General features: G+C 64.1%; 23 protein-coding genes. 13 read left to right on the forward strand and 10 right to left on the reverse strand.

The window, feature by feature from the left end; genetic code table 11:
- Positions 1-202: 202 nt before the first annotated feature.
- From B0G71_RS35040 to B0G71_RS35060, 5 genes are all read right to left on the reverse strand, one after another.
- Positions 203-529, reverse strand: a complete 327-nt coding sequence (locus B0G71_RS35040; RefSeq protein WP_116147691.1) for a hypothetical protein — start codon at positions 527-529, stop codon at positions 203-205.
- A 196-nt stretch (positions 530-725) separates the two neighbouring features.
- The gene (locus B0G71_RS35045; protein WP_116147693.1) at positions 726-2,084 is read right to left on the reverse strand and encodes an MFS transporter; all 1,359 of its coding nucleotides are present in this window, start codon (positions 2,082-2,084) and stop codon (positions 726-728) included.
- A gap of 409 nt (positions 2,085-2,493) precedes the next feature.
- Positions 2,494-2,838 carry a cupin domain-containing protein gene (locus tag B0G71_RS35050; protein ID WP_116147695.1) on the reverse strand — a complete coding sequence of 115 codons (345 nt, stop codon included), beginning with the start codon at positions 2,836-2,838 and terminating at the stop codon, positions 2,494-2,496.
- A gap of 34 nt (positions 2,839-2,872) precedes the next feature.
- Positions 2,873-3,862, reverse strand: a complete 990-nt coding sequence (locus B0G71_RS35055; RefSeq protein WP_116147696.1) for a succinylglutamate desuccinylase/aspartoacylase family protein — start codon at positions 3,860-3,862, stop codon at positions 2,873-2,875.
- A gap of 33 nt (positions 3,863-3,895) precedes the next feature.
- Positions 3,896-4,978 (reverse strand): tartrate dehydrogenase, encoded by a 1,083-nt coding sequence (locus B0G71_RS35060; protein WP_116147698.1) that lies wholly within the window; start codon positions 4,976-4,978, stop codon positions 3,896-3,898.
- 147 nt (positions 4,979-5,125) lie between these two features.
- Between B0G71_RS35060 and B0G71_RS35065 the strand changes: the two genes are divergently transcribed.
- Entirely contained in the window at positions 5,126-6,082 is a 957-nt protein-coding gene (locus tag B0G71_RS35065; RefSeq protein WP_116147699.1) for a LysR substrate-binding domain-containing protein, read from the forward strand.
- Between the two features lie 52 nt (positions 6,083-6,134).
- Here B0G71_RS35065 and B0G71_RS35070 read toward each other — a convergent pair whose 3' ends face one another.
- From B0G71_RS35070 to B0G71_RS35085, 4 genes are all read right to left on the reverse strand, one after another.
- The gene (locus tag B0G71_RS35070) at positions 6,135-6,632 is read right to left on the reverse strand and encodes an Lrp/AsnC family transcriptional regulator (protein WP_011491802.1); all 498 of its coding nucleotides are present in this window, start codon (positions 6,630-6,632) and stop codon (positions 6,135-6,137) included.
- Between the two features lie 52 nt (positions 6,633-6,684).
- A complete protein-coding gene (locus B0G71_RS35075) occupies positions 6,685-8,082 on the reverse strand; it encodes an aspartate aminotransferase family protein (protein ID WP_116147701.1) in 1,398 nt (465 codons plus the stop codon).
- Between the two features lie 184 nt (positions 8,083-8,266).
- Complete coding sequence (locus B0G71_RS35080) at positions 8,267-9,193, reverse strand: glyoxylate/hydroxypyruvate reductase A (RefSeq protein WP_116147702.1); 927 nt, start codon at positions 9,191-9,193, stop codon at positions 8,267-8,269.
- 5 nt (positions 9,194-9,198) lie between these two features.
- Positions 9,199-10,071 (reverse strand): GNAT family N-acetyltransferase, encoded by an 873-nt coding sequence (locus B0G71_RS35085; protein WP_116122077.1) that lies wholly within the window; start codon positions 10,069-10,071, stop codon positions 9,199-9,201.
- Positions 10,072-10,349: 278 nt separating this feature from the next.
- On the opposite strand from B0G71_RS35085, the gene B0G71_RS35090 reads away from it, so the two are divergent.
- From B0G71_RS35090 to B0G71_RS35140, 11 genes are all read left to right on the forward strand, one after another.
- The gene (locus B0G71_RS35090; protein ID WP_116147704.1) at positions 10,350-10,586 is read left to right on the forward strand and encodes a hypothetical protein; all 237 of its coding nucleotides are present in this window, start codon (positions 10,350-10,352) and stop codon (positions 10,584-10,586) included.
- A 236-nt stretch (positions 10,587-10,822) separates the two neighbouring features.
- The gene (locus B0G71_RS35095) at positions 10,823-11,491 is read left to right on the forward strand and encodes a haloacid dehalogenase type II (RefSeq protein WP_116122075.1); all 669 of its coding nucleotides are present in this window, start codon (positions 10,823-10,825) and stop codon (positions 11,489-11,491) included.
- Positions 11,492-11,535: 44 nt separating this feature from the next.
- Positions 11,536-12,810 carry an FAD-binding oxidoreductase gene (locus B0G71_RS35100; protein WP_116147706.1) on the forward strand — a complete coding sequence of 425 codons (1,275 nt, stop codon included), beginning with the start codon at positions 11,536-11,538 and terminating at the stop codon, positions 12,808-12,810.
- A 94-nt stretch (positions 12,811-12,904) separates the two neighbouring features.
- Entirely contained in the window at positions 12,905-14,521 is a 1,617-nt protein-coding gene (locus B0G71_RS35105) for an ABC transporter substrate-binding protein (RefSeq protein WP_116147707.1), read from the forward strand.
- A gap of 82 nt (positions 14,522-14,603) precedes the next feature.
- Positions 14,604-15,557 carry an ABC transporter permease gene (locus tag B0G71_RS35110; RefSeq protein WP_106282520.1) on the forward strand — a complete coding sequence of 318 codons (954 nt, stop codon included), beginning with the start codon at positions 14,604-14,606 and terminating at the stop codon, positions 15,555-15,557.
- Positions 15,554-16,504: an ABC transporter permease gene (locus B0G71_RS35115; RefSeq protein ID WP_106282519.1), complete on the forward strand. Its 951-nt coding sequence runs from the start codon at positions 15,554-15,556 to the stop codon at positions 16,502-16,504. Before B0G71_RS35110 ends, B0G71_RS35115 begins: the two co-directional genes overlap by 4 nt.
- Entirely contained in the window at positions 16,504-18,348 is a 1,845-nt protein-coding gene (locus tag B0G71_RS35120) for an ABC transporter ATP-binding protein (RefSeq protein WP_116147709.1), read from the forward strand. Before B0G71_RS35115 ends, B0G71_RS35120 begins: the two co-directional genes overlap by 1 nt.
- Positions 18,345-18,659 carry a (2Fe-2S)-binding protein gene (locus B0G71_RS35125; RefSeq protein ID WP_116122072.1) on the forward strand — a complete coding sequence of 105 codons (315 nt, stop codon included), beginning with the start codon at positions 18,345-18,347 and terminating at the stop codon, positions 18,657-18,659. The genes B0G71_RS35120 and B0G71_RS35125 overlap by 4 nt, the downstream gene beginning before the upstream one ends.
- A complete protein-coding gene (locus B0G71_RS35130) occupies positions 18,644-20,026 on the forward strand; it encodes an NAD(P)/FAD-dependent oxidoreductase (protein WP_116147710.1) in 1,383 nt (460 codons plus the stop codon). Before B0G71_RS35125 ends, B0G71_RS35130 begins: the two co-directional genes overlap by 16 nt.
- Positions 20,023-21,192 carry an FAD-binding oxidoreductase gene (locus tag B0G71_RS35135; RefSeq protein WP_116147712.1) on the forward strand — a complete coding sequence of 390 codons (1,170 nt, stop codon included), beginning with the start codon at positions 20,023-20,025 and terminating at the stop codon, positions 21,190-21,192. The genes B0G71_RS35130 and B0G71_RS35135 overlap by 4 nt, the downstream gene beginning before the upstream one ends.
- Entirely contained in the window at positions 21,189-21,644 is a 456-nt protein-coding gene (locus B0G71_RS35140; RefSeq protein ID WP_116147714.1) for an AraC family transcriptional regulator, read from the forward strand. Before B0G71_RS35135 ends, B0G71_RS35140 begins: the two co-directional genes overlap by 4 nt.
- Here the strand turns inward: B0G71_RS35140 and prpR are convergent.
- Complete coding sequence (prpR, locus tag B0G71_RS35145; protein ID WP_116147715.1) at positions 21,601-23,586, reverse strand: propionate catabolism operon regulatory protein PrpR; 1,986 nt, start codon at positions 23,584-23,586, stop codon at positions 21,601-21,603. The two genes, B0G71_RS35140 and prpR, sit on opposite strands and share 44 nt — an antisense overlap.
- Positions 23,587-23,805: 219 nt before the next feature.
- Between prpR and prpC the strand changes: the two genes are divergently transcribed.
- Positions 23,806-24,975, forward strand: a complete 1,170-nt coding sequence (gene prpC / locus B0G71_RS35150; RefSeq protein WP_116147717.1) for a 2-methylcitrate synthase — start codon at positions 23,806-23,808, stop codon at positions 24,973-24,975.
- The last annotated feature ends 218 nt before the right edge of the window (positions 24,976-25,193 follow it).

Genomic DNA, 25,193 nt, shown 5'->3' on the forward strand with positions numbered 1-25,193 from the left:
CGTTTTTTTTGTGGCGATCACAGCATTTTCTGCTGATTCATGCCGGCACGTTCAAGAACGGCCGATGCCTGCGCGTGGAAGGTCGCCTGAACCGGCTGGTCGTTCGACAGAACCGATCGGCAATGAGCGGGGTTCAGCGCATTGTCACGGCAACGCGCTGACGTAGCAGGGCGCTGCGCAAACGCCAGAGGCAGTGCAGGCGCTACTGCCTGGGCGTCTGCGCCTTACGGTTCGCGCAATCCGACGTGAACGCCATGCTGGCCTGATCCGGCGTCATGCGCGGCGCGTCCGGGCTGTAGATCTTCTCGATGATGGCGCTGACCGCTTGCCGGTCAGCCGCATCGTTGTAGTACCTGGCCGCCTGCTCGAGCGCTTGCGCCCTGGTCTTTTTGTGCGCGCGCCAGGAGGCGACCTGTCCGGCGATATCGCCGATCGCGAAGCATTGATCGCTGACGGTTTGCGCAACGGCTTGAACGGCCGGCTGCGCGAGGCACGCCGCAAGCAGCGCGGATACGACTACGCGTTTCATTCCCTGAATCCTGTGGTAGATGGGCACGGGTCAACAAGCGCGTAGTTTATCGGGAAAGTCACGAACCCTTCACTGTCAGGGACAACAGCTTTATGCCGAATCCGGCCTCAGAATTACGTGCAACCGGCCGTTCAGCCTCGTGGGAGCTAATCGACTCATGATTTGAGTCGATTAGGTACGCATTCGACTCACCCGCTCAATGCCCGAACGACTCCGCCTTCGGCGCACCCACGTTCGCCACATGCGGCCGCGCCGCCTGCTTGATCAGCAACGCCACGCACGAAATCAGACCCGCCACCGCGATCATGGCGAAGATGCCCGCGAACGAAAAATGGCGACGCGTCAGTTCGGCCACGAGGAACGAGCCGGCAATCCCGCCGAAGCGCCCAATGCCGAGCATCCACGCCACGCCGGTGCCGCGGCCTTCGGTCGGGTAGAACGCGGCGGCGAGCGCGGGCATCGACGATTGCGCGGTATTCATCAGCACGCCCGCGACGAACACGATGAACACCAGCGCGCCCACATTGCCCACTGCCTGACCGATGAAGTACACGCTCACGGCCGTCAACGCATAACAGGCCGCGATGATCCGGTTCGCGTTGAAGCGGTCCATCAGCACGCCGCACAGCACGGCGCCCACGCCGCCAAGCGGGAACAGCGCGGAAATCAGTGTCGCGCGTTGCGGCGTGAGTCCGGCGTCCTTCAGCAGGATCGGCATCCAGTTGATCGACGCGTAGAAGATCACGAGACCCATGAAATAGGTGATCCACAGCATCACCGAACCGATGATGTACGAGCGCGACAGCACTACCGCCGCACCCTTGCCGCCGGTTTGCGGCGCCGTTTCGGTCATGACGAAGCTGCCCGCTTGCGCAGCTTCGCTCGAAATGCGCGCGAGCGCCGCGCGGATCCGTTCGACCGGCTTGTTATTGGCCACCATGTAGCGCACCGATTCCGGCATCTTGATCGCCAGCACGATCAGAAGCAGAAGCGGCGTGATACCGCCGAGCAGCAGCACGCTGCGCCAGCCGAAATGCGGAATCATCCACGCCGCGAGGAACCCGCCGAACGCGGCGCCGAGCGGGAAGCCGCAAAACATCAGGTTGATCACCGTCGCGCGGCGGCGGTCCGGGCAGTATTCGCCCATCATCGTCACGGCGTTCGGCATGGCCGCGCCGAGACCGACGCCGGTGATGAAGCGCAGTGTCGTCAGTTGTTCGATGCTGGTCGAGAAGGCGGAGCCGAGGCACGCCACGCCGAACAGCAGCACCGAGCCGAGCAGCAAGGAACGTCGCCCGAGCCGGTCGGACAGCGGACCCGAGCCGAGCGCGCCGCAGGCGAGGCCGAACAGCGCCGCGCTCAGCACGGGCGCGAGCGCCGGTCTGGTGATGCCCCATTCAGCGATCAACGAAGGCGCAATGAAGCCAATCGCCGCCGTGTCGAAACCGTCCAGCAGGACGATGATGAAACACATGGAGAACACGAGCCATTGGAACGGCGAAAAGGGATGTTCGTTGATAAATGCTTGAACGTTCACAGCCGTGCTGCGGTTCATGATGGTCTCCTCACTGCCGGATAAGCAAAGGCTCGCGGGAACGAGCCTTTTCTTTTTATACGATCGGACGCCGTTTTAGAAGCCGTGCGACGCCCATGCCGCGGCGAACCAGTTACGCCGCAGGGACGGCAAGTAATAGTTGCAACGCGTAAATGTTCATAATAAGAACGTAGATTCTATCTGCGAACGAAGCTGAATTGTAAGTAGGACGACAACATGGGAGCAACGCGGGATTACCCGACGCTGTCGCGGACGCGCATGGGAAAGCGGGGAGCGCTGGGAGGCGGCGCGACAGAGCCGAATGGTCGAGGCGCGCGCGGGGAGGAGGGGCAAGAGAGAGGGTGGAGCGCCGGCCTTAGCGGTTTGGCGCGGTGCAGGCCGCCGCTCGGTGCAACTTATGACGCGACGTTCAGAAGATGACGTAGACCTTGCGCATCGTCTCTTCGACTTCCCAGAGCCCTTCTGTATTAGCTTCGAAAAAGAGCGTATCGCCGCTCTGAAAGTGAATGGTCTCTTCGTTGTCAGGCGTAAAGCGTCCGCGTCCCGCAATGAAGTGCATCACCTCGGCCTGCTTGACCGAGCGGCGATAGGTGCCGGCGGTGCATTCGAAGATGCCGGTATCGACGGCTTCGCTGCCCTTGATAACGCGTTGCACGCCTGACACCTGAATTGGCGTCGTATCGGGCAATCCTACCTTGCCCCAGTCTTCAAGATTCTGCAGATTCACGCTTTGCTTGAGCTGCTGTACCTTCATCTTCACGTTACCTTTTGAGTGTGCACGGGCCGCTTTACTGGCCGCTGGCTTGGGTGTTCGTCACGGTCTGCTCGATCTTGCCTAACCGGACGACGGTCACGCCGGGCCGCAGTTGCCGCAGCGAAGGCATGACGAGCATGCAGTTGTCGTAGGGCGTGGTGACCGGCTCGCCGTTGGACCAGCCGATTACGGCGCCGGACTCGGCGAAGATCTCGAGACCCGTGTACGGCGCCGCAAAACGAAAATCCATGCTGGTGGCCACCACCGGCTGCGTCACGCGGACAATGTGCTGTACCGGCGGCAGTGGAGCAAGCCAACCTTCCGGCAGGTCCGCTTCGTCGATCACGCCGGCGAGCAACAGGAAGCGCGCGGTGGTGTCGCGCGCGACCGCAACCGCGCTCTGTTCCCAATGCTGTCCACATTCGATCAGCAGCGCGTTCTTCGAACTGGCCGCATCGCCGAAACCTTCGTAGTCGCGCATGCGGCGGCCTTCCGGATGGCCTTCGTCGCAGATCACGGTGGCCGGCGTGCCGAGCCGCACGGCGAGATCGATGCCTTTTTGCAGCGGTCCCGCCACGATCAGCGGCTTGCTCTTCTCGTGCATGGAATGCAGATCGAGTAGGGCGTCGACGGCGTCGATCACCGGCCGCATCGCGCGCGCGCGTTCCAGTTCACTGGACGTGCGCGAGGTGTCGTCGAGCATCGCGGCGGTCCACACGCGGTTGAAGTCCTGATCGACGAAGCGGGCCGCATCCGGCTGCGCGGGATCGAAACTCCGATAAGCGTCGACGTTGGCGAACGCCAGCGTGAGACGCCCGCGCCGCGGCCGCAACTCACGGCGCAGCAATTCGTCGACGACGATCGCGCCGCACACTTCATTGCCGTGCGTCAGCGCGTTGATCATGACATGCGGACCCGGCGCGCCCGAATCGAACGTATGCACGTAAGCGATGCCGGACGCCGATTGTTCGTGCGCCGAGATATCGGGGAATTCGACTTCAATGGGGTAGGCTTCCATGCTCATGCGAGTTGTCCTGGCAGAAAGTGAACGAAAGACTCAGGCGAGTTTTGCCGCAATCGCCTGGCCGACTTCAGTGGTGTTCGCCTTGCCGCCGAGGTCGCCGGTATGCGGGCCTTCCACCAGCGTTGCTTCAATGGCGGCGAGGATCGCGTCGTGCGCCTCGCGCTCCTTGCCCTCGTGGTTGCCGAGGAAGTCGAGCATCATCGCGGCCGACCAGATCATCGCGATCGGATTGGCAATGTTCTTGCCGGCGATGTCCGGCGCCGATCCGTGCACGGGTTCGAACAGCGACGGAAATTTGCGGTCCGGATTCAGATTGCCCGACGGCGCGAGACCGATCGTGCCGGTGCACGCAGGGCCGAGATCCGACAGGATGTCGCCGAACAGATTGGTGGCCACCACCACGTCGAAGCGATCCGGGCTCAGCACGAAGCGCGCGCACAGAATGTCGATGTGCTGCTTGTCCCACGTCACGTCCGGATACTGCTCCGCGATGCCGGCCGCAACCTTGTCCCACCACGGCATGCTGATCGCGATGCCGTTGCTCTTGGTAGCCACGGTGATCTTCTTGCGCTCGCGCCGTTGCGCGAGATCGAATGCGAACTTCAGCACGCGCTCGCTGCCGTGCCGCGTGAAGACGGATTCCTGCAGCACGAATTCGCGCTCCGTGCCTTCGAACATCACGCCGCCCACCGACGAGTACTCGCCCTCGGTGTTTTCACGCACGATCCAGAAGTCGATGTCGCCCGCCTTGCGGCCGGCGAGCGGCGAAGGCACGCCGGCAAAGAGGCGCGCCGGGCGCAGATTGATGTACTGGTCGAATTCGCGGCGGAACTTGAGCAGCGATCCCCACAGGGAGATATGGTCGGGCACGGTGTCGGGCCAGCCGACCGCGCCGAACAGGATCGCGTCGGCCGATTGCAGTTGCGCTTTCCAGTCGTCCGGCATCATCTTGCCGTGCTTCGCGTAGTACTCGCAGCTCGCCCATTCAATGTGCTGATACTCCAGCTCGATGCCGAAGCGCGTTTTCACCGCCTCCAGCACGCGGACGGCTTCCGGCATGACTTCAACGCCAATGCCGTCGCCGGGAATGACTGCGATCCGATATTTCTTCGACATGTTGTGCTCCTCCGCTTGGGTTCTGTTGGGGCTTCTGGACGATTCGATAACGGCTATTTTATTCCTGCTATTTCAGACTAAAATAGTCGCTTTAGTTAAGCCACTGTGCACGATTCGTGTACAAACTCAGGTGCGAGCAATCGACCCATGACCGCCGTCCCATCACCCGATCTCGGCGATTTGCGCGTGTTCTGCGAAGTAGCGCGCAAGTCCAGTTTCAGCGCGGCGGCGGAGGCCTTGTCGGTGTCCGCGGCGTATGTCAGCAAACGCATCAACGTGCTCGAGACTACGCTCGGTACGCGTTTATTGCACCGTTCCACGCGCCGCGTCGCGATCACGGAAGCCGGTGAGCGCGTCTACACGTGGGCCGAAAAGATTCTCGACGACGTCGATCAGCTCGTGGAAGACGTTTCCACCACGCGCCGCATTCCCGGCGGCAAGCTGCGCATTTCCAGCAGCTTCGGCTTCGGCCGGCGCTTCGTCGCGCCCGCGCTCGCGCGCTTTTCCGAGCGCTATCCGCAACTGAGCGTGCGGCTTGATCTGTTCGACCGCCTCGTCGATGTCGGTGGCGAGGGCTTCGACCTGGACGTGCGGATCGGCGACGAGATCGCGCCGCATCTGATCGCGCGGCGGCTCGCGTCGAATCATCGCGTGTTGTGCGCGTCGCCCGATTACATCGCGCGGCATGGCGCGCCGCGCCAGCTTGCCGAGCTGTCCTCGCATGCCTGTCTCGCGATCAAGGAGCGCGACCATCCGTTCGGTCTGTGGCGTTTGACGGTGCGCGGCGAGACCGTGTCGATCAAGGTCACCGGACCGTTGTCGACCAATCACGGCGAAGTGGCGGTGGAGTGGGCGCTGGCCGGACGCGGCATCGTGCTGCGTTCCATGTGGGATGTGCGGCCGCTGCTCGAAAGCGGCCAGTTGCGGCAGGTGTTGCCCGAGGTCACGCAACCGGCGAACCTGTGGGCGGTGTATCCGGCACGCCTCGCGCAGTCGGCGAAGGTGCGCGTCTGCGTGGACTTTTTGAGCGAGGAATTCGCGCAAGGCAACGCGCCGGGCGACGATGCGGCCGGCGCGAACGTGGCCGGCATTGCCGAACGTTGAATACTGCACGCTGAACGACGGCAAGATCCGGCCGGCCACAACAAAGCAATGCCTAGTGATGATTCTGCGAGAACAGCGTTTCGAGCGGGTAATGGCTCTTCACGAACGGCGACTTGATGATCACGTAGCTGAAGTACTTCTCGATGCCGATATCGCGTTCCAGCAGTCCTTCCACGATGCTCTGGTAGTGGCTCACGCTGCGCGTGACGAACTTCAGCAGATAGTCGTAACCGCCGCTCGCCAGATGGCACTCGACAATTTCGTCGACGTCGCGAATCGCATTCACGAACTTGATGAAGTCTTCCCGCCGATGATCGGCGAGCGTGACTTCGGTGAACACGATCTGCACGTCGCCGAGCTTTTCGAGCTGGATCTGCGCGCCGTAGCCGATGATGTAGCCGGCTTTCTCCAGACGCTTGACCCGGATCAGGCAAGGACTGGGCGACAAGCCGACCGCGTCGGCAAGCTCGACGTTGGTTATGCGGCCTTTCTTCTGCAACTGGGAAAGTATGCGCAGGTCAATCCGGTCTAGCTTGCAGTCGCTGCTCATCGTAACGTTGTCGCTCCGGCGATCGTGGTGGGGGCTGGGATGGCCCTCTACTCTAGCATGCAGTGGCATGAGTTTTGACCTTCAACGCGGCGCGCACATCGGCTTGTGCGAGAACGTCGTCGAGGGTCTTTTCGAGCCGTTCGAACATCAGATCGAACTCGGCCTCGGTGTAGGAAAGCGCCGGTGCGAAGCCGAGGATGTTGTCGCCGAACGCACGGAAAATCAGGCGGTTTTCATACGCGGCGGCGGCGATCCGTTCGGACAGTTTCAACGCCGGGTCGAAGCCCGCCTTGCTGTCCTTGTCGGTGACAAGTTCGAGCGCGCCCAGCAGGCCACGATGCCGCGAGTCGCCCACCAGCGGATGCGCGAGCAGTGCATCGAGGCCGCGCGCGAAACGCGGCGCGCGCGCCACGCCGTTCGCGAGCAGGCCGCCTTCGTGATAGAGGCGCAGCACTTCGAGGCCGATCGCCGCGCTCACCGGATGGGCCGAATATGTATGGCCGTGGCCGACCACGGCTTCGGCGTCGCCGTCCGCGATGCCCTGATAGATTTCGTCCGACATCAGCACGGCGCCCATCGGCGCGTAGCCCGCCGTCAGGCCTTTGGCGACCGTCATCAGATCCGGTTCGACGTCTTCGCCCTGGCAGGCAAACAGCGGACCCGTGCGACCGAAACCGGTGATGACTTCATCGGCGACGAACAGAATGCCCAGCTTGCGGCAACTTTCACGCATGGTCTTGAGCCAGCCGACCGGCGGTACGACCACGCCACCCGAGCCTTGGATCGGTTCGCAGAAGAACGCGGCGACGTTGTCGGCGCCAAGCTCGGCCACCTTTGCTTCGAGCGCTGCGACCGAGGCGGCGATCAGCGCGGCGTCGTCGGCGAAATCGCTGCGGTAGGCGTACGGCGACGGCAGATGATGCTGGTTCGGCAGCGGCAGATCGAAGTTGCGATGGAACGCGGGCAGAGCGGTAAGACCGGCACCGGTCGTCGACGAGCCGTGATAGCCGCGTTGCAGCGCGATGATGTGCTTCTTCGACGGCCGCCCCGTGGCGTTGAAGTAATGCGTGATGAAGCGCAGCGCCGAATCGACCGCGTCGGACCCGCCGAGTGTGAAGTACACGTGTTGCAGCGACGCGGGCGACACTTCGACCAGCTTCTGCGCGAGTTCGATGGCCGGTTCCGAGCCGAAATGGAAATAGCCGGTCGCGTAGGGCAGTTTCTGCATCTGCGCGGCAGCGGCGTCGACAATGCTCTGCTGGCCGTAGCCCACGTTCACGCACCAGAGTCCGGAAAACGCGTCGAGCAATTCGTTGCCGGCCGCGTCGCGCAGAAACGCGCCGCTGGCGGATTCGAGGACGGTGACGCCGCGTGCTTCGTGCGCGCGGTAGTTGATGACCGGGTGAATCAGATGCTTGCGGTCGGCTTCGATGAGCGATTGAATCGGCATGGTGGGTATCTCGTCGCGGGAAGGGGCTGTTGACCGTTCCATACTACTGATCAGCGGCGATCGCCCGCTTACCTAAACAATTGCCTGAAAAGCTCGCACGACGCGTTTTGATGCACCGTCTTGGCATTTTCTGCTGCGGACGCTGAAAAGCACCACCGCGCGGGCGTTTCAGGCGGTACTGCCCTCAATAGCCTTGCGCGCGGTCGATCTGACCGACCATCGGCATGCCTTCGCGATGGCGGCGCAGATTCTCCAGCACGACTTCAACGGCGGTTTCGGGCCGCGTCGCGCTGGCGATATGCGGCGTGATGCGCACGCGTGGATGTGTCCACAACGCATGACCGGCGGGCAACGGCTCGGGATCGGTCACGTCGAGAATGGCGTTGTGCAACTGGCCGCTCTCGAGCGCCGCCAGCAGATCCTGCTGATTCAGATGCGGACCGCGACCGGTTTGAATCAGCGACGCGCCGCGCGGCAGCTTCGCGAACAACGCCGCGTCGAGCAGCCCGCGCGTGGCGGGCGTGAGCGGCAGCAGGCAGATCAGGATATCGGTGCGCGCGAGAAACGCATCCAGCGCGTCTTCGCCCGCATAGCAGGTCACGCCTTCTATCTGGCGGCCCGAACGGCTCCATCCCGCACAGTCGAAGCCGAACAGCCGCAGCCGCTCCAGCACGGCCGTGCCCAACACACCCAGGCCGAGCACGCCGACGCGGCGTTGACTCGCCGGTTTGAGCGGCAACTCGCGCCAGACTTGCTGCTGTTGCTGAAGGCCGTAGTCGAACAGATCGCGATGAATCGTCAGCACGGCCTGCGTGACGTACTCGACCATGCCTTCGACGATTCCCGGCTCGATCATGCGCACCACGGGCACATGCTCCGGCACGCCCGACAGATCGAACTGATCGATTCCCGCGCCGACGGAGAACACGACCTCCAGATTGGGGAAGGTGCGCGTGGGATCTTCGGGCGGTTGCCAGGCGGCGAGATAACGGATGGCGGCCGGGTCGCCGAGATCGGGCCAGATATGGAACGGCAGCTCAGGCGCTTTCTGCGCGAAGAGTTTCGCCCACTGCGCGCCGCGCGCCGGATCGGCTTTATAGAGGAAGGCCATGTCGGTCAGAAGATTGCCTGGTTGATGATGCCGTATTGCAGGTAATGCGAGTCCTGGCCGGCGCTCGCGGGCTCGCCCGGCGTGGCGTTGCGGACCATTCTGACGACCGTGTCCACGCGCGGCAAGCCCAACTCTTCCAGCCACTCCGTGAGACCGCTATCGCTGGGCGTATCGACGCGGACGAACACGCCCTCGTTCAGCGCGAGCCAGTGGCTGATGAGCGCCTTGGCGCGGCTCGAATCCTCCGAGGCGGCCGCGACCACCGGACCGATCGCAAAGCCGCGGCCGAAGCGGCGAAACAGCGCGAAGCCGATCAGTTCGCCATCGCGGTCGAGCGCGATGCCATCGGCGGTGTCAAGCAGCGCGGGCAATACCTCGCCGCGATCCAGTCCGCTGGCCCGCGACGCCAGTTCGACCAGGCGCGCCGTATCGCTCGAACCGAGCGGGCGCAAACGCTCGCCCGGCGGCAGCGATACGAGCGGCGGCTGAAACGCCGCGCCCTGATGCTGGTCGAGCGTGCCCGCGGCACGAAAGCCGAGCTTTTCATAAAGCGGCTGGCCGGCGGTGGTGGCGTGCAGGAACGTGACCCGGCCGCCCAGTTCTTCCAGCACCAGTTCCATCAGCTTTCTGCCGATGCCGCGCCCCTGGCTTTGCGGCGACACGATCACCATGCCGAGCGAGGCGCGCTGCGCGCCGTATTTCCAGCATAGGGCCGTGCCGATCACGCCGCTCGCGTCTTCCGCGACGAAACCCACGCCCAGCTGGAGGACGAATCTCCAGTCGTCCGCGCGATGCGGCCATTTGAGTTCGACCGTCAACGCGTGCGCGGCGGGAATGTCGTCGAGGGTGAAGCGTCTATAGGTAATCGAATCGGACACGCCGTACTCCCTGATTGACTGAAGGCTTACGCCGTCACTGTGTCATCCGGTGCGCGGTGTGACTAGGACGATCTTTTTATCGAGGCCCACGGACAGGGCCGCATCGAAATTCGATGCAAAACGCCAGGTCTGGGTGCGCATTACAGGTAACTTCTGCTGCGAGGCGAATTTTGTCGGCGATATATGTCAGGCCCGCGGCTCTACGATTTTGTCATGGCGCAAGCATTCACGAAACGCACCGCGCGGACCACTGGTTAATCACCCAGGAGACCTTGCTCATGGACAGCTTCAATCCGGACGACGTCGAGCGAAGTCTTGTCGAACCGCTGTCCGAGCGCATCGGCGAGACCTTCGCCGAGTTGAAGCCGGGCGCGACGCTGCGCTACGGCGGCGGCAGGAATCCCGGCCGCCACGCTTACCAGGCCAGCCTGCGGTTCGAAAGCGTGCTGATCAAGCTGCGCGCCCGAACGCGCGATGCACGCCTCGCGCGCCGGCCGCAAATCCAGGCGGGATAAGGCTTTCCGCCCGAACGCCGCATTCTGTGCTGTCAGCGGCGTTAAAACGCAATGTTTGTGTCACCAGCAGCGCACTAATCAGGAACATCTATGTTTTTGCGCTGATTAAATCTTTAACAGGAATTGAGGTTTAGTCGACCGGCTCGCGCGCTTAGACGCGTTGCTCCGGTCTCACGCAAAGCGGTTTCCGCCAATGAACTCCGACAGCGGGTTCACCATCACGATAGGACTGCACCATGATCGAATTCGAACCGAAATACATCACCTTCGACTGCTACGGCACGCTGACGAAATTCCGCATGGCCGACATGACGCGCGAACAGTACGGCCACTTGCTGAGCGGTGAAGACCTCGAAAAGCTCGTCGCGTTCTACGCGGGCTATCGTCGCGATGAAGTGCTCGGTGCATGGAAGCCGTATCGCGACGTGGTGGTCAATGCGCTGCGCCGCGCGTGCAAGCGCGTGAACGTCGAATTCAACGAAGCGGGTGCGCAGAGCATCTATGAAGCCGTGCCGACCTGGGGCCCGCATCCGGACGTGCCGGAAGGCGTCGCTCGTCTGGCGAAGAAGTACAAGCTGGTGATTCTCTCGAACGCTTCGAACGACCAGATCCAGAGCAACGTCGACAAGCTCGGCGCGCCGTTCCACAAGGTGTTCACCGCCCAGCAGGCGCAGTCGTACAAGCCGCGCATGCAAGGCTTCGAATACATGTTCGACCAGCTCAACTGCAATCCGGAAGACGTGTTGCACGTATCGTCGAGCCTGCGCTACGACCTGATGACCGCGCACGACATGGGCATCAAGCACAAGGTATTCGTCAACCGCGGCCACGAACCGTCCACGCCTTATTACCAGTACTACGAGGTCCAGGACATTCCGCATCTGGCTTCGGAACTCGGCCTGTAAGCGCCGGTTTTTCACGTTCATTGCCCATCTCAAGGACAGACCGGATGAAGCTCGATTCCTACTGGCTCGACACCGCGCCGCCCCTGCTTTCGGCGTGCGAGGGTCCGGTCGACGGCCAGACCGACGTGGTGGTGATCGGCGGCGGCTTCACCGGGCTGTCGGCGGCGCAGGCGCTGGGCAAGCGCGGCGCCGCGGTGACCGTGCTCGACGCCGGCCGTATCGGCGGCGGCGCGTCCGGGCGCAACGGCGGGCAGGTCAATACCGGTGTCGCGCAGGACTTCGTCGCGCTGGTCGCGCAACTCGGTGTGGAGCGCGCGAGTGCCTGCTACCGTGCGTTTTCAGATGCGGTCGATACGGTCGAGCGGCTGATCCGCGAGGAAAACATCGACTGCAACTACATCGCGACCGGCAAGCTGAAACTGGCCTCCAAGCCGCATCACCTCGCGCATCTTGAGAAGACCGCGGAAGCGATTCGCCGTGAAGTCGATACGGATATCGAACTAATCGACCGCAGCCGTATTCGCAGCGAAATCCAGTCCGACAGTTTTCACGGCGGGCTGCTGCAACGCCACGGCGGCCAGATGCACATGGGCAAGTTCGCGGTCGGTCTCGCCGAGGCGGCGGTGCGGCGCGGCGCAAAGCTGTACGAGAACGCGGCGGTCACCGCCATCGTGAAAGACGGCAGTGGCTTTCGGATCGCCACGGCGCGCGGCGAAGTGCGCGCAAGGCAGGTGCTGATCGCGACAGGTCCGTCGCGGCACGGCCCGTTCGGCTGGTATCGGCGGCGCCTCGCGCCGATCGGTTCGTTCATCGTCGTGACCGAACCCTTGTCGCCCGAGTTGCTGGCGCAAGTGTTCCCCAACCGGCGCGCGTACACGACCACGCGTTTGATGCACAACTATTTCCGCGTGACGCCGGACTCGCGTCTGCTGTTCGGTGGCCGCGCGCGCTTCACGGCGTCCGAACGCCCGTCCGATGCAAAGAGCGGACGCATCCTGCAGGAAGGCCTCGCCGCGATGTTCCCGATGCTCGCAAGCGCGCGCATCGACTATTGCTGGGGCGGTCTGGTGGACATGAGCGCCGACCGTCTGCCGCACGCCGGGCAGCACGACGGCATCTATTTTTCGATGGGCTATAGCGGCCACGGCACGCAGATGTCGACGCACATGGGCCAGGTGATGGCCGATGTGATGGACGGCCACGAGGACCAGAACCCGTGGCGCGAGTCGGAGTGGCCCGCGATTCCCGGGCATACCGGCAAGCCCTGGTTTCTGCCGCTGGTGGGCACGTATTACCGTATCAAAGACATTTTCTACTGATGGTTTCGTTGTTGGATTGACACTTGCACCCGGAAGTTAAAAAAACGCAGCCACGCCTGCTCAACCCCATAGCTCTACCTCGCGGAGAAGTTCGATGAATAAGGAAAACTCGCAACATGGCGCTCTTGGTCTCGGCACCGAGTTGGAGCGGTTGACCGCCAAAGGTGCATCGCGGCGCGGCGTGCTGCGCGCGATGGCCGCAGCCGGGATGATGTCGGTGACGGGCGCCGGCCTTCTGACCGCGAGCGGCGAGGCGCTGGCGCAAGCCAAGCCGAAGCAGGGCGGCAAGATTCGCGTGGCGACGCAGTCCGCCTCCGCGGCCGATACGCTCGACCCCGCGAAGGGCGCGCTCGGCACCGACTACGTGCGCGGCTTCATGTTTTACAACTGCCTGACCGAACTCGACTCGCATCTCGGCGCGAAGATGTCGCTGGCGACCTCGCTCGATACGAAAGACGCCACCGTGTGGGTCGTCAAGCTGCGCAATGGCGTGCAGTTCCACGACGGCAAAGCCCTCGCGCCGGCCGACGTGGTCTATTCGATCATGCGCCACAAGGATCCGGCCACCGCTTCGAAAGCGAAGACGCTGGCCGATCAGATCAAGGAAGTGAAGGCCACCGGCCCGAACGAAGTGACGATCACGCTGGAAGGTCCGAACGCCGATTTGCCGGTGATCCTCGCTACCTCGCATTTCCAGATCATCAAGGACGGCACCAAGGATTTCAAAACGGCGATCGGCACCGGCCCGTTCAAGGTCAAGGAATTTTCGCCGGGCGTGCGCACGGTCGGCGTGAAGAACGAGAAGTACTGGAAGCCGGGCATGCCGCACCTCGACGAAATCGAGCTGATCGGCATTGGCGACGAGTCGGCGCGCGTGAACGCGCTGCTTTCCGGCGACGTGCAGCTGATCAACGCGGTGAGCCCGCGTTCGACCACGCAGATCAAGGGTGCGGGCGGCTTCTCGGTGCTGGAGACGAAGAGCGGCGTGTACACTGACCTGATCGTGCGCGACGAAGGCGGCATTACCGGCAACGACGATTTCCGTCGCGGCATGATGTACCTGCAGGACCGCGAGCAGATGCGCCGCGCGATCTTCCAGGGTTACGGGACCATCGGCAACGATCAGCCTATCGATCCGACCAACAAGTACTACCTGGCCGGCTTGCCGCAACGCGCCTTCGATCCGGACAAAGCGAAGTTCCATTTCCAGAAAGCCAAGGTGGGCAGCGCGCCGATCCAGATTTTCGCGTCGCCGGCGGCGGAAGGCTCGGTTGAAATGGCAATGTTCCTTCAGCAGGTCGCGCCGCAAGCCGGTCTGAATCTGCAGGTGTCGCGCGTACCGGCCGACGGCTACTGGTCGAACCACTGGATGAAGCATCCGTTGGGTTTCGGCAATATCAACGCGCGGCCGAGCGCCGACGTGATCTTCACGCAGTTCTTCAAGTCGGACGCACCGTGGAACGAGGCTAACTGGAAGAGTCCGAAATTCGACCAGTTGCTGCTGCAGGCACGCGGCGAACCGGACGACGCCAAGCGCAAGCAGTTGTACGGCGATATGCAGGTGCTGGTACATGACACGGGCGGCGTCGGCATTCCGATGTTCCAGAGTTCGCTCGACGCGTACACGAACAAGCTCAAGGGCCTCGGTTCCATTCCTCTCGCCGGATTGATGGGCTACATGTTCGCGGAAAACGTCTGGCTCGAAGCCTGAGCTCGACTCAGGGCACGCCCTGCAACACGCGCGCCGCCTCATCGGCGGTGCGCGGCTTCAACCGCAATGGAGGCGATTCTCGATGAAAGCACATGCGCAACGTCTCATCGCCGCGCGCCTTGGCCTCGCGCTGCTTACGCTGCTGCTGGTGTCGGCAGTCGTGTTCGCGATCACCGGGCTGCTGCCCGGCGACGCGGCCCAACAGGCGCTCGGCCAGGCGGCAACCCCCGAAGCCGTGGCCGCGCTGCGGCATCAGTTCGGCCTCGACCAGCCCGCGCTGCAACGCTACTTCGTGTGGCTCCTTCACGTGGTGAGCGGCAACTTCGGCACGTCGTTGTCGAACAATCTGCCCGTCAGTCAACTGATCGCGACGCGCCTGCCGAACTCGCTGGTGCTCGCCGGACTGACGGCGGTGGTGTCCGTGCCGGTGGCGCTGTTGATCGGCATTTCGTCGGCGATGTTCCGTGGCTCGCTGCTCGACCGCACGCTCAATGTGCTGACGCTCTCCACGGTCGCCGTGCCGGAATTCCTGATCGCGACGATCGCCGTGCTGATCTTCGCCGTCAAGCTGCGCTGGCTGCCGGCCCTGTCGTATCTGTCGGAAGTGCATTCGTTCGGCGCGCTGCTGCGCATCTACGCGATGCCGGTAATGACGCTGTGCTGCGTGCTCGTGGCGCAGATGGCGCGCATGACGCGCGCCGCGGTGCTCGACCAGCTCAATTCGTCGTATGTGGAAATGGCCTTGCTCAAGGGCGCCTCGCCGGTGCGCGTGGTGTGGCGGCATGTGTTGCCGAACACCGTCGGGCCGATTGCCAACGCCGTGGCGCTGAGTCTGTCGTATCTGTTCGGCGGCGTGGTGATCGTCGAATCGATCTTCAACTATCCGGGCCTTGCGAGCCTGATGGTCGACGCGGTCACCAACCGCGACATGCCGCTCGTGCAAGGTTGCGTCATGGTGTTCTGCGCGGCGTATCTCGCGCTCGTGCTGATCGCCGACCTGTGTCAAATCGTATCCAACCCGAGGCTGCGTCGATGATGAGCCAACCTACCAATCCCCACCATGTTCCTCACGCCGGCACCGAACTGTACGACGTGCGCCGCGATGAAGTGGTCGTCGAGCCCGCGCCTGTCGAAGTCGCGCCGCTGAAACACGGCGTGTTCAAACGCTTGGTGCACCGCTTCTCGGTACTCGGCCTGATCGGTCTCTTGATGGTCGCGTTCTGGCTGCTGGTCGCGTTCATCGGACCGCTGGTCGCGCCGTACAAAGGCGGTGCGCTGACCTCGACGGAAATTTTCGGCCGTTACAGCGCGGCGTACCCGCTTGGCACCGACTACCTCGGCCGCGACATGCTGAGCCGGATTCTCTACGGCGCGCGCTATACCGTCGGCCTCGCGCTCGCGGCCGCCGTGCTCGCCAGCGTGATCGGCACATTCTTCGGCCTGCTCGCGGCGGTCTCGGGCCGCGTGGTCGATGAAGTTCTGAGCCGCCTGTTCGACGCGCTGATTTCGATTCCGAGCAAGGTGCTCGCGCTCGTCGTGATCGCCGCGTTTGGGTCGTCGATTCCGATGTTGACGACGGTCGCCGCGGCCGCCTACATTCCCGGCGCGTTCCGCATTTCGCGCTCGCTCGCGGTGAACGTGATGAGCCTCGAATACGTGCAGGTGGCCCGCGCTCGCGGCGAAGGCATCTTCTATATCGCGCGGGTCGAGGTGTTGCCCAACATGATTCATCCGATGCTCGCCGATTTCGGCCTGCGTTTCGTGTTCATCGTGCTGCTGCTGAGCGGGTTGAGCTTTCTCGGCCTCGGCGTGCAGCCGCCGAACGCCGATTGGGGTTCGCTCGTGCGCGAGAACATCGGCGGCTTGTCGGAAGGCGCGCCCGCCGTGCTGATGCCGGCCGTCGCGATTGCGACGCTGACCATCGGCATGAATCTGCTGATCGACAACTTGCGGCGTCGCAACCGCAAGCAGGGAGGTGCGTGATGGCTGAGCGGGACATGATCGAGGTAAAGGGCCTGAGAGTCGTCGCGGGTGCCGCACCGGGGCCGGTGACGGAGATCGTCAAGGGCGTCGATTTCTCGGTGAAGAAGGGCGAGGTGCTCGCGCTGATCGGCGAGTCCGGTTCGGGCAAGACGACCATCGCGCTGTCATTGCTCGGCTATGCGCGCGCGGGCTGCGAGATCAGCGGCGGGTCGGTGCGCATCGGCGAGCTCGAGGTGTTGTCGCTCGATGCGAAGGGACGCCGCGCGTTGCGCGCGCGCACCGTCGCGTACGTCGCGCAGAGCGCGTCGGCGGGCTTCAATCCGGCGCGCACGATCATGGATCAGGTCATCGAGCCGGCGCTGCTGCATCGCCTGATGACGAAAGAAGCCGCACGCGCCAAAGCGATCGGACTGTTCCGCTCGCTCGCGCTGCCCGCGCCGGAAACGATCGGCGCGCGCTATCCGCATCAGGTATCCGGCGGTCAGTTGCAGCGCTTGATGGCAGCGATGGCATTGATCACCGATCCGGCCGTCGTCGTGTTCGACGAGCCGACTACCGCGCTCGACGTCACCACCCAGATCGAAGTACTTGCGGCCTTCAAGAAGGTGATTCGCGAACTCGGCACCACGGCCGTGTACGTGTCGCACGATCTGGCGGTGGTCGCGCAGATGGCGGACCGCATCGTCGTGTTGAACGGTGGCGCGGTGAAGGAGAACGGCGCGGTCGCGCAAGTGCTCGACGCGCCCGTGGATGCGTACACGCGTCAGTTGCTGGCCGCGACGCGGCGTCCGGAAGCCGTGCTGACGTTGCCGCCAAATCTCGGCAAACACGTGCCGCCGCTATTGGAGATTCGCGGGCTGTCGGCGGGCTATGGACGGATCGACCGGCAAGGCGTGCCTGCCGTGCGCGTGCTCGACGACGTCAGTCTGTCGATTCCACGCGGCAGCACGCTCGGCGTGATCGGCGAATCCGGCTCCGGCAAGACCACGCTCGCGCGCGTGGTGGCGGGCCTGGTCGACCGCGGGCGCGGCGAGGTGCTGTTCAACGGCGAGCCGTTGCACGCACAAATCTCCCGCCGTACGCCGGAGCAGTATCGGCAGATCCAGATCGTGTTTCAGAACGCCGATACGGCGCTCAATCCGAGCCATTCGATTGCCGATATTCTGGGGCGGCCGCTTGCGTTCTATCACCATCTGCGTGGCTCGGCCGCAAAAAAACGCATGCTGGAGTTGCTCGATCTGGTGAAGCTGCCGGCTTCGATCGCCAAGCGTACGCCTGCCGGACTCTCTGGAGGCCAGAAGCAACGCGTGAATCTGGCACGTGCGCTCGCCGCCAATCCAGCCTTGATTCTGTGCGACGAAGTGACCTCCGCGCTCGACACGGTGGTCGGCGCGGCGATTCTCGATCTGCTCGCCGAATTGCGGCGCGAACTGGGCGTGTCGTACATGTTCATCAGCCACGATATTTCGACGGTGCGCGCGATCTGCGACGAAGTGATCGTGCTGTACGCAGGGCATCGCGTGGAAGCAGGGCAGCGCGAGGTGCTGGCGGCGCCGCCGTATCACCCGTACACGGGCCTGCTGGTCGATTCGGTGCCGGCCTTGAAACCCGGCTGGCTCGACGCGCGCCGCGACATTGTCGCGACCGCCTTGCCGGCGATGGGCGAGAGCGCCGACATTGCCGAGTTGTGCTCGTTCCGCGCGCGCTGTCCGGTGCGTATCGACGGCAAGTGCAACGTAACGCCGCCTTCGTTGAAGAAACTGCCTTCGGGCGCGGAGATTCTGTGCCACCATCCGGCCGCCGAATTGAACCGCCTGCAGACCGTGGAGGCGACCGCGGCATGAGCGGACGATTTGTACGCGTCGCGGAAACGGGCCGCAAGACCTTTCCGATCACGGTGGACGGCGTCGTGCGCGAGGCCGCCGAAGGCGACACGCTGATGGTCGCACTGCTCACCGGCACGCGTACGTTGCGCGACTCCGAATTCGGCGACGGCCGCCGCGCCGGTTTCTGTCTGATGGGCGCCTGCCAGGACTGCTGGGTGTGGACCGCGCAAGGCGAGCGCGTGCGCGCATGCAGCACGCCGGCACTGCCCGGCATGTCGATCGTCACGAAGCTGGCGGAAGCCGGGGAGGGTGTATGGCCCCGCGCGTAGTCATCGTCGGCGCCGGCCCGGCGGGTGTGCGCGCGGCGCAGGCGCTCGTCGAAGCGGGGCTGCGGCCCGTGGTGATCGATGAAGGGCGGCGCGACGGCGGGCAGATTTATCGGCGTCAGCCGGAAGGGTTTTCGCGCAGCTACGAGACGCTCTACGGCACCGAGGCCGAGCGAGCCACGTCGCTGCATGAGAGCTTCGATGCGTTGAAAAGCAGGATCGACTATCTGCCGGAAACGCTGGTCTGGAACATTTCGCCGAACACGGTGCATCTGGTGAGCGGCACGCGCTATCACGAGCTCGCGTTCGACGCGCTGATCGTTTGCAGCGGCGCGACGGATCGGCTGATGCCGGTCAAGGGCTGGCATCAGGCCGGCACTTATAGCCTCGGCGGCGCGCAGGTCGCGTTGAAGTCGCAAGGCTGCGTGATCGGCTCGCGCATCGTGATGATGGGCAGCGGTCCGCTGTTGTACCTTGTGGCCGCGCAGTACGTGAAAGCGGGCGCGCAGGTTGCCGCGGTGCTCGACACTTCGACGTTCATGCAGCGCGTGGCCGCGTTGCCGCGTTTGCTGGCGATTCCCGCCGCGCTCAGAAAAGGCATTGCGTTGACGCGCGTGCTGGCCGACGCGCGCGTGCCGGTTCATCGCGGTGTAGTGCCGCTCGAAATCAAAGGCTCGGCGCAAGACGGCGTGAGCGCGGTCGAGGTGACGTTGCCCCGTGGCAAGCGGCTCGAATTCAAGTGCGATGCCGTCGCGCTCGGTTATCACCTGCGGCCCGAGACGCAACTCGCGGACCTTGCCGGCTGTCGCTTTCTGTTCGACGAGGCCGCTCGGCAGTGGCTGCCGCAAATCGACTCCGATGGCCGCAGCAGCATCAAAGGCGTCTATCTGGCCGGCGACGGCGCGCGAGTGCGCGGCGCGGACGCAGCGGAACGCTCGGGCCGTCTCGCGGCGCTGGCCGCCTTGCAGGATCACGGCCTGCCGGTCGACGGCGTGGAGCACTTGCGCGCCGAACTCGCGCGCTTTACGCGTTTTGCCGCGGGCTTGCGTGAAGCGTTTCCGTGGCCGGCGAAATTCGCCACGTCGCTGCCGGACGAAACGATTGTCTGCCGTTGCGAAACGATCACGGCAGGCGAGTTGCGTCGCGTGGTGCGCGCGACCGGCGCTAAAGAGGCCAATCGCGCGAAGGCGTTTTCGCGCGTCGGCATGGGTCGTTGCCAGGGGCGCTATTGCGGCCACGCGGGCGCGGAAATCATTGCGGCTGCGGCGTGCGTGCCGCTGTCTTCAGTGGGACGGCTGCGCGGCCAGGCGCCGGTCAAACCGCTGCCGGTGGCGTTGACCGAAGCGGTGAGCGACGAGGTGATCGAATGAGCGCGACGACCGCGAACGAAGCCGATGTGATCGTGATTGGCGGCGGCATCGTGGGAACGACGACAGCGTTCTTCCTGCGCCGGCGCAACCGTTCGGTGATTCTGCTCGAACGCGGACTCACCGGTCAGCAGGCGAGCGGCGTGAACTTCGGCGGCGTTCGCCGTCAGGGCCGTGCGTTGTCGCAACTGGCGATGGCGAACCGCGCGCTGCGTACCTGGCAACGTTCCACGGAACTGCTCGGCGAGGACATCGAGTTTCTGCCGTCGGGTCATACGCGTGTGTGCTACCACCAGAAGGACGTGGAGAATTTCGACCAGTACGCGATCGACGCCCGCGCCTACGGTCTCGAACTCGAAGTGCTGCACGGCGAAGCGCTGTTCAGGCGCTTTCCGTTTCTCGGCCGCGAGGTGCTGGCGGCTTCGATCTCTCCGCTCGACGGCCACGCCAATCCACGCCTCGCCGCGCCCGCGTTCGGCCGCGCGGCGGCCCGGCTGGGCGCGCGGGTGATCGAGGACACGGAGATCGTGCGCGTCGAAAAAGACGGTAGCCGGTTTCGCGTGGAAAGCGCGCGCGGCGACGTGTATTGGGCGGCGCAACTCGTGATCTGCGCCGGAGCGTGGGCGTGCCGGCTGACCGAACAGTTCGGCGAATCCGCGCCGCTCACCGCGCGCGGACCGCAAATGTGCGTGACGGAGCCGGTGCCGTACGTGTTCAAGTCGTCGATGGGCGTGTTCACGTCGATCAAGGAAGAAAGCATTTATTTTCGCCAGATTCCGCGCGGCAACATCATCGTCGGTGGAGGTCCTGCCGGTCCCGCCGACGCCGTGACGAGCCGCGCTTCCGTGTTGCCGATCAACACCGTGCGGCAACTCGCGCAAATGCGCCGGCTCGTGCCCGCGTTGGCGCCGCTGCATGTGATTCGCGTGTGGAGCGGCGTGGAAAGCTATCTGCCCGACAGCGAGCCGGTGATCGGTCCGAGCGGTCAGGTCGACGGATTGTTCTACGCGTTCGGCTTCAGTGGGTCGGGGTTTCAGATCGGCCCGGGCGTCGGCGAAACGCTGGCGGAACTCGTCGATACGGGCAGCACGGCGATTCCTCTCGACGCGTTTTCCATCCGGCGTTTCACGAAACAACCGGCGGCCCGCTCGACCATCGTGACGTCATGAAACAGTCCATCAGCCTCAATGCGGCCCGCGCTTTCATCGAAGCTCACTTCGACGAACCGGTGACGCTCGCCCAACTCGCCGCGCTGTCCGCGCTCAGCGTGTCGCGTTTCGCCACGGTGTTCCGGCAGCAATACGGTTCATCGCCGTACCGCTATCTGTGCGGGCTGCGGATCCAGCGCGCGCAGACGCTGCTGCTCGAAGGCGTGCCGGGATCGGTGGTGGCGACGGAGGTCGGTTTCTTCGACCAAAGCCACTTCGGCCGCCATTTCAAGCGATGCTGCGGCATGACGCCCAGCATGTTCATCGCGCGGGCCGCGGCCAATGCGGCGCGGCACGGTGGGGCGAGCGCAGCGAATGGCGCTGGCGGTTTGAGTGGCGCTAGCGGCTTGAATAGCTTGAACGGGACGCCTACTGCGTCGCGCTCAGCTTCCGCCATAACGTCGTCTTGCTGATGCCGAGCGCCTCGCAGACCGCGTCGCGATCGCCGTCGTGCGCGGCGAGCGCGGCGCGGATTTCGTCGGCTTCCACGTGACGACTGCGTTCGCGCAGGGTCAGCGCGGCTTTTTTCGTGCGCGCGTGCGGCTCGATTATTTCAGGCGCGACCGTGCGCAGCATGTCGCGGGTGAGAACGGGTTCGGCGGCGTGTTCCGACGTCGCGCCCGCATTGGCTTCGGCTTCGGCATTCGCATCGGCGAGTTCGACCGCGATCCGTTCGATCACGTTCTGCAATTCACGCACGTTGCCCGGCCACGCGTAGCGCTTGAGCGGCTCCGCGAGCGCGGCAAGCAGGCGCCCGGCGGCGGCCGCGTCCGGCAGGCGCGCCGCGAGCCTCGGTTCGCGCGCGGCGGCTTGCAGTAGCAGTTCGACGGCGAGCGGCAGCAGATCGGTCGGCCGCTCGCGCAGCGGCGGCAGCGCGATGCTCAAAATGTTGAGCCGGTAGTACAGGTCCGCGCGAAAGCTGCCCGCTTCGATGCCCTCGGTCAACGCGCGATGCGTTGCCGCGACCACGCGAATATCCACCCGCGTCGGCTCAGTCGATCCGAGCCGCACCACTTCACGCTCTTGCAGCACACGCAGTAGCCGGCTTTGCAGCGACAGCGGCATTTCGCCGATTTCATCGAGAAACAGCGTGCCACGGTGCGCCACTTCGATCAGCCCCGCCTTGCCGCCCTTGCGCGCGCCGGTGAACGCGCCTTCTTCGTAACCGAACAGTTCGCTCTCCAGCAGCGCCTCCGGAAACGCGCCGCAATTGATCGCGACGAAGGCGAAGTCGCGCCGCGCGCTCAACTGATGCATGCTCTGCGCGACCATCTCCTTGCCCGTGCCGCTTTCGCCGAGAATCAGCACGGTGGCGTCCGAGCGCGCGTAGCGCCGCACGAGCGCGCGCACGCGTTCGATCGATTCGGACGCGCCGACGATATCGTCGAGCCGGTAACGCGCGCTGAACTGCTGCACGCGTTGGCGCGAGCGCAAGGTCCGGTCGAGCCGTTCGACCGCGCGCGATTCCTGAAACGTCAGCACCGTGCCCGCCGCCGCGCCGCTGCTCGCCAGCGGCCCGCGATGCACGACATAGCTCAAGCCACGCACCGTGCACAAGGTGTCGCCGTCGGCGTCCGGCAGGCTGCCCGCGAGATCGGGCGCGAGTTCGAGCAGCACGCGGCCCACGGCCTTCGCCGCGTCGAGGCCGAGCACGGCGGCCAGGCGCTGGTTCATCGCTTCGACGCGGCCTTGCGCGTCGAGCGCGACGACGCCGTCGCGCAGATGCTGCAGCAGATTGTCGAGCCGTTGACGCCGGACCGTTTCGCGCCGCGTGGCTTGCGCGACTTCGAGCGCGGTGTCGAAGGCCGCGCGCACCGACGCGCGCGAATATAGAAACACCGCGCCCATGCCGGCATTCGCCGCGAGATCGGTGACCATGCCAGGACCGACCACCACGTCGATGCCGCGATCGCGCAGATCGAGCACGACGCTCTCCGCGTCCTGCGCCGATTGATACGAGGCGAACGTGACGTCGAGCGCGTAGGCGGCGACGAAGCGGCGCACTTCGTCAGGCGTGTTGCCGTGCGTGACGAGCGCGACCTTCGCGCCGTCGCGTCGCGCCCGTGCGAGCGCATGCATCACGTCGAAGCCGGTCGGGCTGATCAGCACGACCGGCACCGACACGCGCGTCTTCAGATACGCGCCGTTCGAGCCGCCGGCAATCACCACATCCGGACGGCCCGCGCCCGCGGCGTCGATCTCGCGCACGGCGTCTTCGAAACCGTGCGAGACGATGCGCAGATCCGCGCGTTCCACGTATTCGCCGGCGATATCGAAGAACAGATCGCGCAGTCGGCTGATACTCACGGCCCAGATGCGGGGGCGCTGGGCGGGTTCGAAAAGAGGTGTGCTCAAGGGAGGGCGGCTCGCGGCGAGGCGGGTGAAGTGCGTCTATTATGCGCGCATCCGTTTCTGATTTGAAATCAGCATTTCAGTTGTGAAATTGAATGCCGGTTGATGCGATCGCGTGTCTCTTATGAAATCAGGCACTTAGCGCACGTCGAAGCGGCTGGCCCGTTCTTTGCATTTCAGGCTGCGTTCAAAAAGCATCCCCATGCATTAGGAGACGAACCCATGAGCGAAGCAGACAACAGCACGCCCAACGCGGGCGCATTCAAACCGAAGAAATCCGTCGCCCTGTCCGGCGTGACAGCGGGCAACACGGCCCTCTGCACGGTCGGCAAGACCGGCAACGACCTGCATTACCGCGGCTATGACATTCTGGATATCGCGAGCGCCTGCGAATTCGAAGAAATCGCCTATCTGCTCGTGCACGAAAAGCTGCCGACCCAGGCCGAGCTGACCGCGTACAAAACGAAGCTGAAGGCGCTGCGCGGTCTGCCCGCCAACGTCAAGGCCGCGCTCGAATGGATCCCGGCCGCCGCGCATCCGATGGACGTGATGCGCACCGGCGTGTCGGTGCTCGGCACCGTGCTGCCGGAGAAAGACGATCACAACCTGCCGGGCGCGCGCGATATCGCTGACAAGCTGATGGCCTCGCTCGGCTCGATGCTGCTTTACTGGTACCACTACTCGCACAACGGCAAGCGCATCGAAGTGGAAACCGACGACGATTCGATCGGCGGCCACTTCCTGCATCTGCTGCACGGCGTTGAGCCGTCGAAGGCATGGGTCGATGCGATGCATGTGTCGCTGAACCTGTACGCCGAACACGAATTCAATGCGTCGACGTTCACCGGCCGGGTGATCGCCGGCACGGGCTCGGACATCTATTCGGCTATCACCGGCGCAATCGGCGCGCTGCGCGGACCGAAGCACGGTGGCGCCAATGAAGTCGCGTTCGAGATCCAGTCGCGCTACCAGACGCCGGACGAAGCCGAAGCGGACATCAGAAAGCGCGTCGAGAACAAGGAAGTGGTGATCGGTTTCGGCCATCCGGTGTACACGATCTCCGATCCGCGCAACAAGGTCATCAAGGAAATCGCCAAAAAGCTCTCGAAGGAAGCCGGCAACAGCAAGCTGTTCAATATCGCCGAGCGGCTGGAGTCGGTGATGTGGGAGGCGAAGAAGATGTTCCCGAATCTGGACTGGTTCAGCGCGGTCTCGTATCACATGATGGGCGTGCCTACGGCAATGTTCACGCCGCTCTTCGTGATCGCGCGCACGGCGGGTTGGAGCGCGCACATCATCGAGCAGCGCATCGACAACAAGATCATCCGTCCGAGCGCGAATTACACCGGACCTGACGACCTGCCGTTCGTGCCGCTCGCCAAGCGTGTTTGAAGTCGCGTGAGCGCATAACCGCACGCAAGTAAGCGTTTCTCCTCCATTGCGTCTAAAGAGCGCGGCGCAATGAAGTTGGGCCTTGGCTTTCTTAAACCCCAAGCCAGCGCCGTTTTTTGCGGCGCGTTTGCGCGGCCGCCTGCAAACCCGACCGGCATGCTGCCGCGCGCTAAACTACACGTGCTGCCTGACGGGCCCGCCAGGGAAACGCCATAAGA

Source organism: Paraburkholderia sp. BL27I4N3, from assembly GCF_003386115.1.
Taxonomy (GTDB): Bacteria; Pseudomonadota; Gammaproteobacteria; order Burkholderiales; family Burkholderiaceae; genus Paraburkholderia.

Coding starts and splice junctions, on each gene's coding strand:
- B0G71_RS35075 (WP_116147701.1), bottom strand. CDS start 8,082: ATGCCGATTCAATCGCTCATCGAAGCCGACCGCAAGCATCTGATTCAC.
- B0G71_RS35130 (WP_116147710.1), top strand. CDS start 18,644: ATGGCCCCGCGCGTAGTCATCGTCGGCGCCGGCCCGGCGGGTGTGCGC.
- B0G71_RS35120 (WP_116147709.1), top strand. CDS start 16,504: ATGGCTGAGCGGGACATGATCGAGGTAAAGGGCCTGAGAGTCGTCGCG.
- B0G71_RS35135 (WP_116147712.1), top strand. CDS start 20,023: ATGAGCGCGACGACCGCGAACGAAGCCGATGTGATCGTGATTGGCGGC.
- prpC (WP_116147717.1), top strand. CDS start 23,806: ATGAGCGAAGCAGACAACAGCACGCCCAACGCGGGCGCATTCAAACCG.
- B0G71_RS35050 (WP_116147695.1), bottom strand. CDS start 2,838: ATGAAGGTACAGCAGCTCAAGCAAAGCGTGAATCTGCAGAATCTTGAA.
- B0G71_RS35125 (WP_116122072.1), top strand. CDS start 18,345: ATGAGCGGACGATTTGTACGCGTCGCGGAAACGGGCCGCAAGACCTTT.
- B0G71_RS35065 (WP_116147699.1), top strand. CDS start 5,126: ATGACCGCCGTCCCATCACCCGATCTCGGCGATTTGCGCGTGTTCTGC.
- B0G71_RS35090 (WP_116147704.1), top strand. CDS start 10,350: ATGGACAGCTTCAATCCGGACGACGTCGAGCGAAGTCTTGTCGAACCG.
- B0G71_RS35045 (WP_116147693.1), bottom strand. CDS start 2,084: ATGAACCGCAGCACGGCTGTGAACGTTCAAGCATTTATCAACGAACAT.
- B0G71_RS35055 (WP_116147696.1), bottom strand. CDS start 3,862: ATGAGCATGGAAGCCTACCCCATTGAAGTCGAATTCCCCGATATCTCG.
- B0G71_RS35115 (WP_106282519.1), top strand. CDS start 15,554: ATGATGAGCCAACCTACCAATCCCCACCATGTTCCTCACGCCGGCACC.
- B0G71_RS35060 (WP_116147698.1), bottom strand. CDS start 4,978: ATGTCGAAGAAATATCGGATCGCAGTCATTCCCGGCGACGGCATTGGC.
- B0G71_RS35110 (WP_106282520.1), top strand. CDS start 14,604: ATGAAAGCACATGCGCAACGTCTCATCGCCGCGCGCCTTGGCCTCGCG.
- B0G71_RS35040 (WP_116147691.1), bottom strand. CDS start 529: ATGAAACGCGTAGTCGTATCCGCGCTGCTTGCGGCGTGCCTCGCGCAG.
- B0G71_RS35070 (WP_011491802.1), bottom strand. CDS start 6,632: ATGAGCAGCGACTGCAAGCTAGACCGGATTGACCTGCGCATACTTTCC.
- B0G71_RS35140 (WP_116147714.1), top strand. CDS start 21,189: ATGAAACAGTCCATCAGCCTCAATGCGGCCCGCGCTTTCATCGAAGCT.
- B0G71_RS35095 (WP_116122075.1), top strand. CDS start 10,823: ATGATCGAATTCGAACCGAAATACATCACCTTCGACTGCTACGGCACG.
- B0G71_RS35080 (WP_116147702.1), bottom strand. CDS start 9,193: ATGGCCTTCCTCTATAAAGCCGATCCGGCGCGCGGCGCGCAGTGGGCG.
- B0G71_RS35105 (WP_116147707.1), top strand. CDS start 12,905: ATGAATAAGGAAAACTCGCAACATGGCGCTCTTGGTCTCGGCACCGAG.
- B0G71_RS35100 (WP_116147706.1), top strand. CDS start 11,536: ATGAAGCTCGATTCCTACTGGCTCGACACCGCGCCGCCCCTGCTTTCG.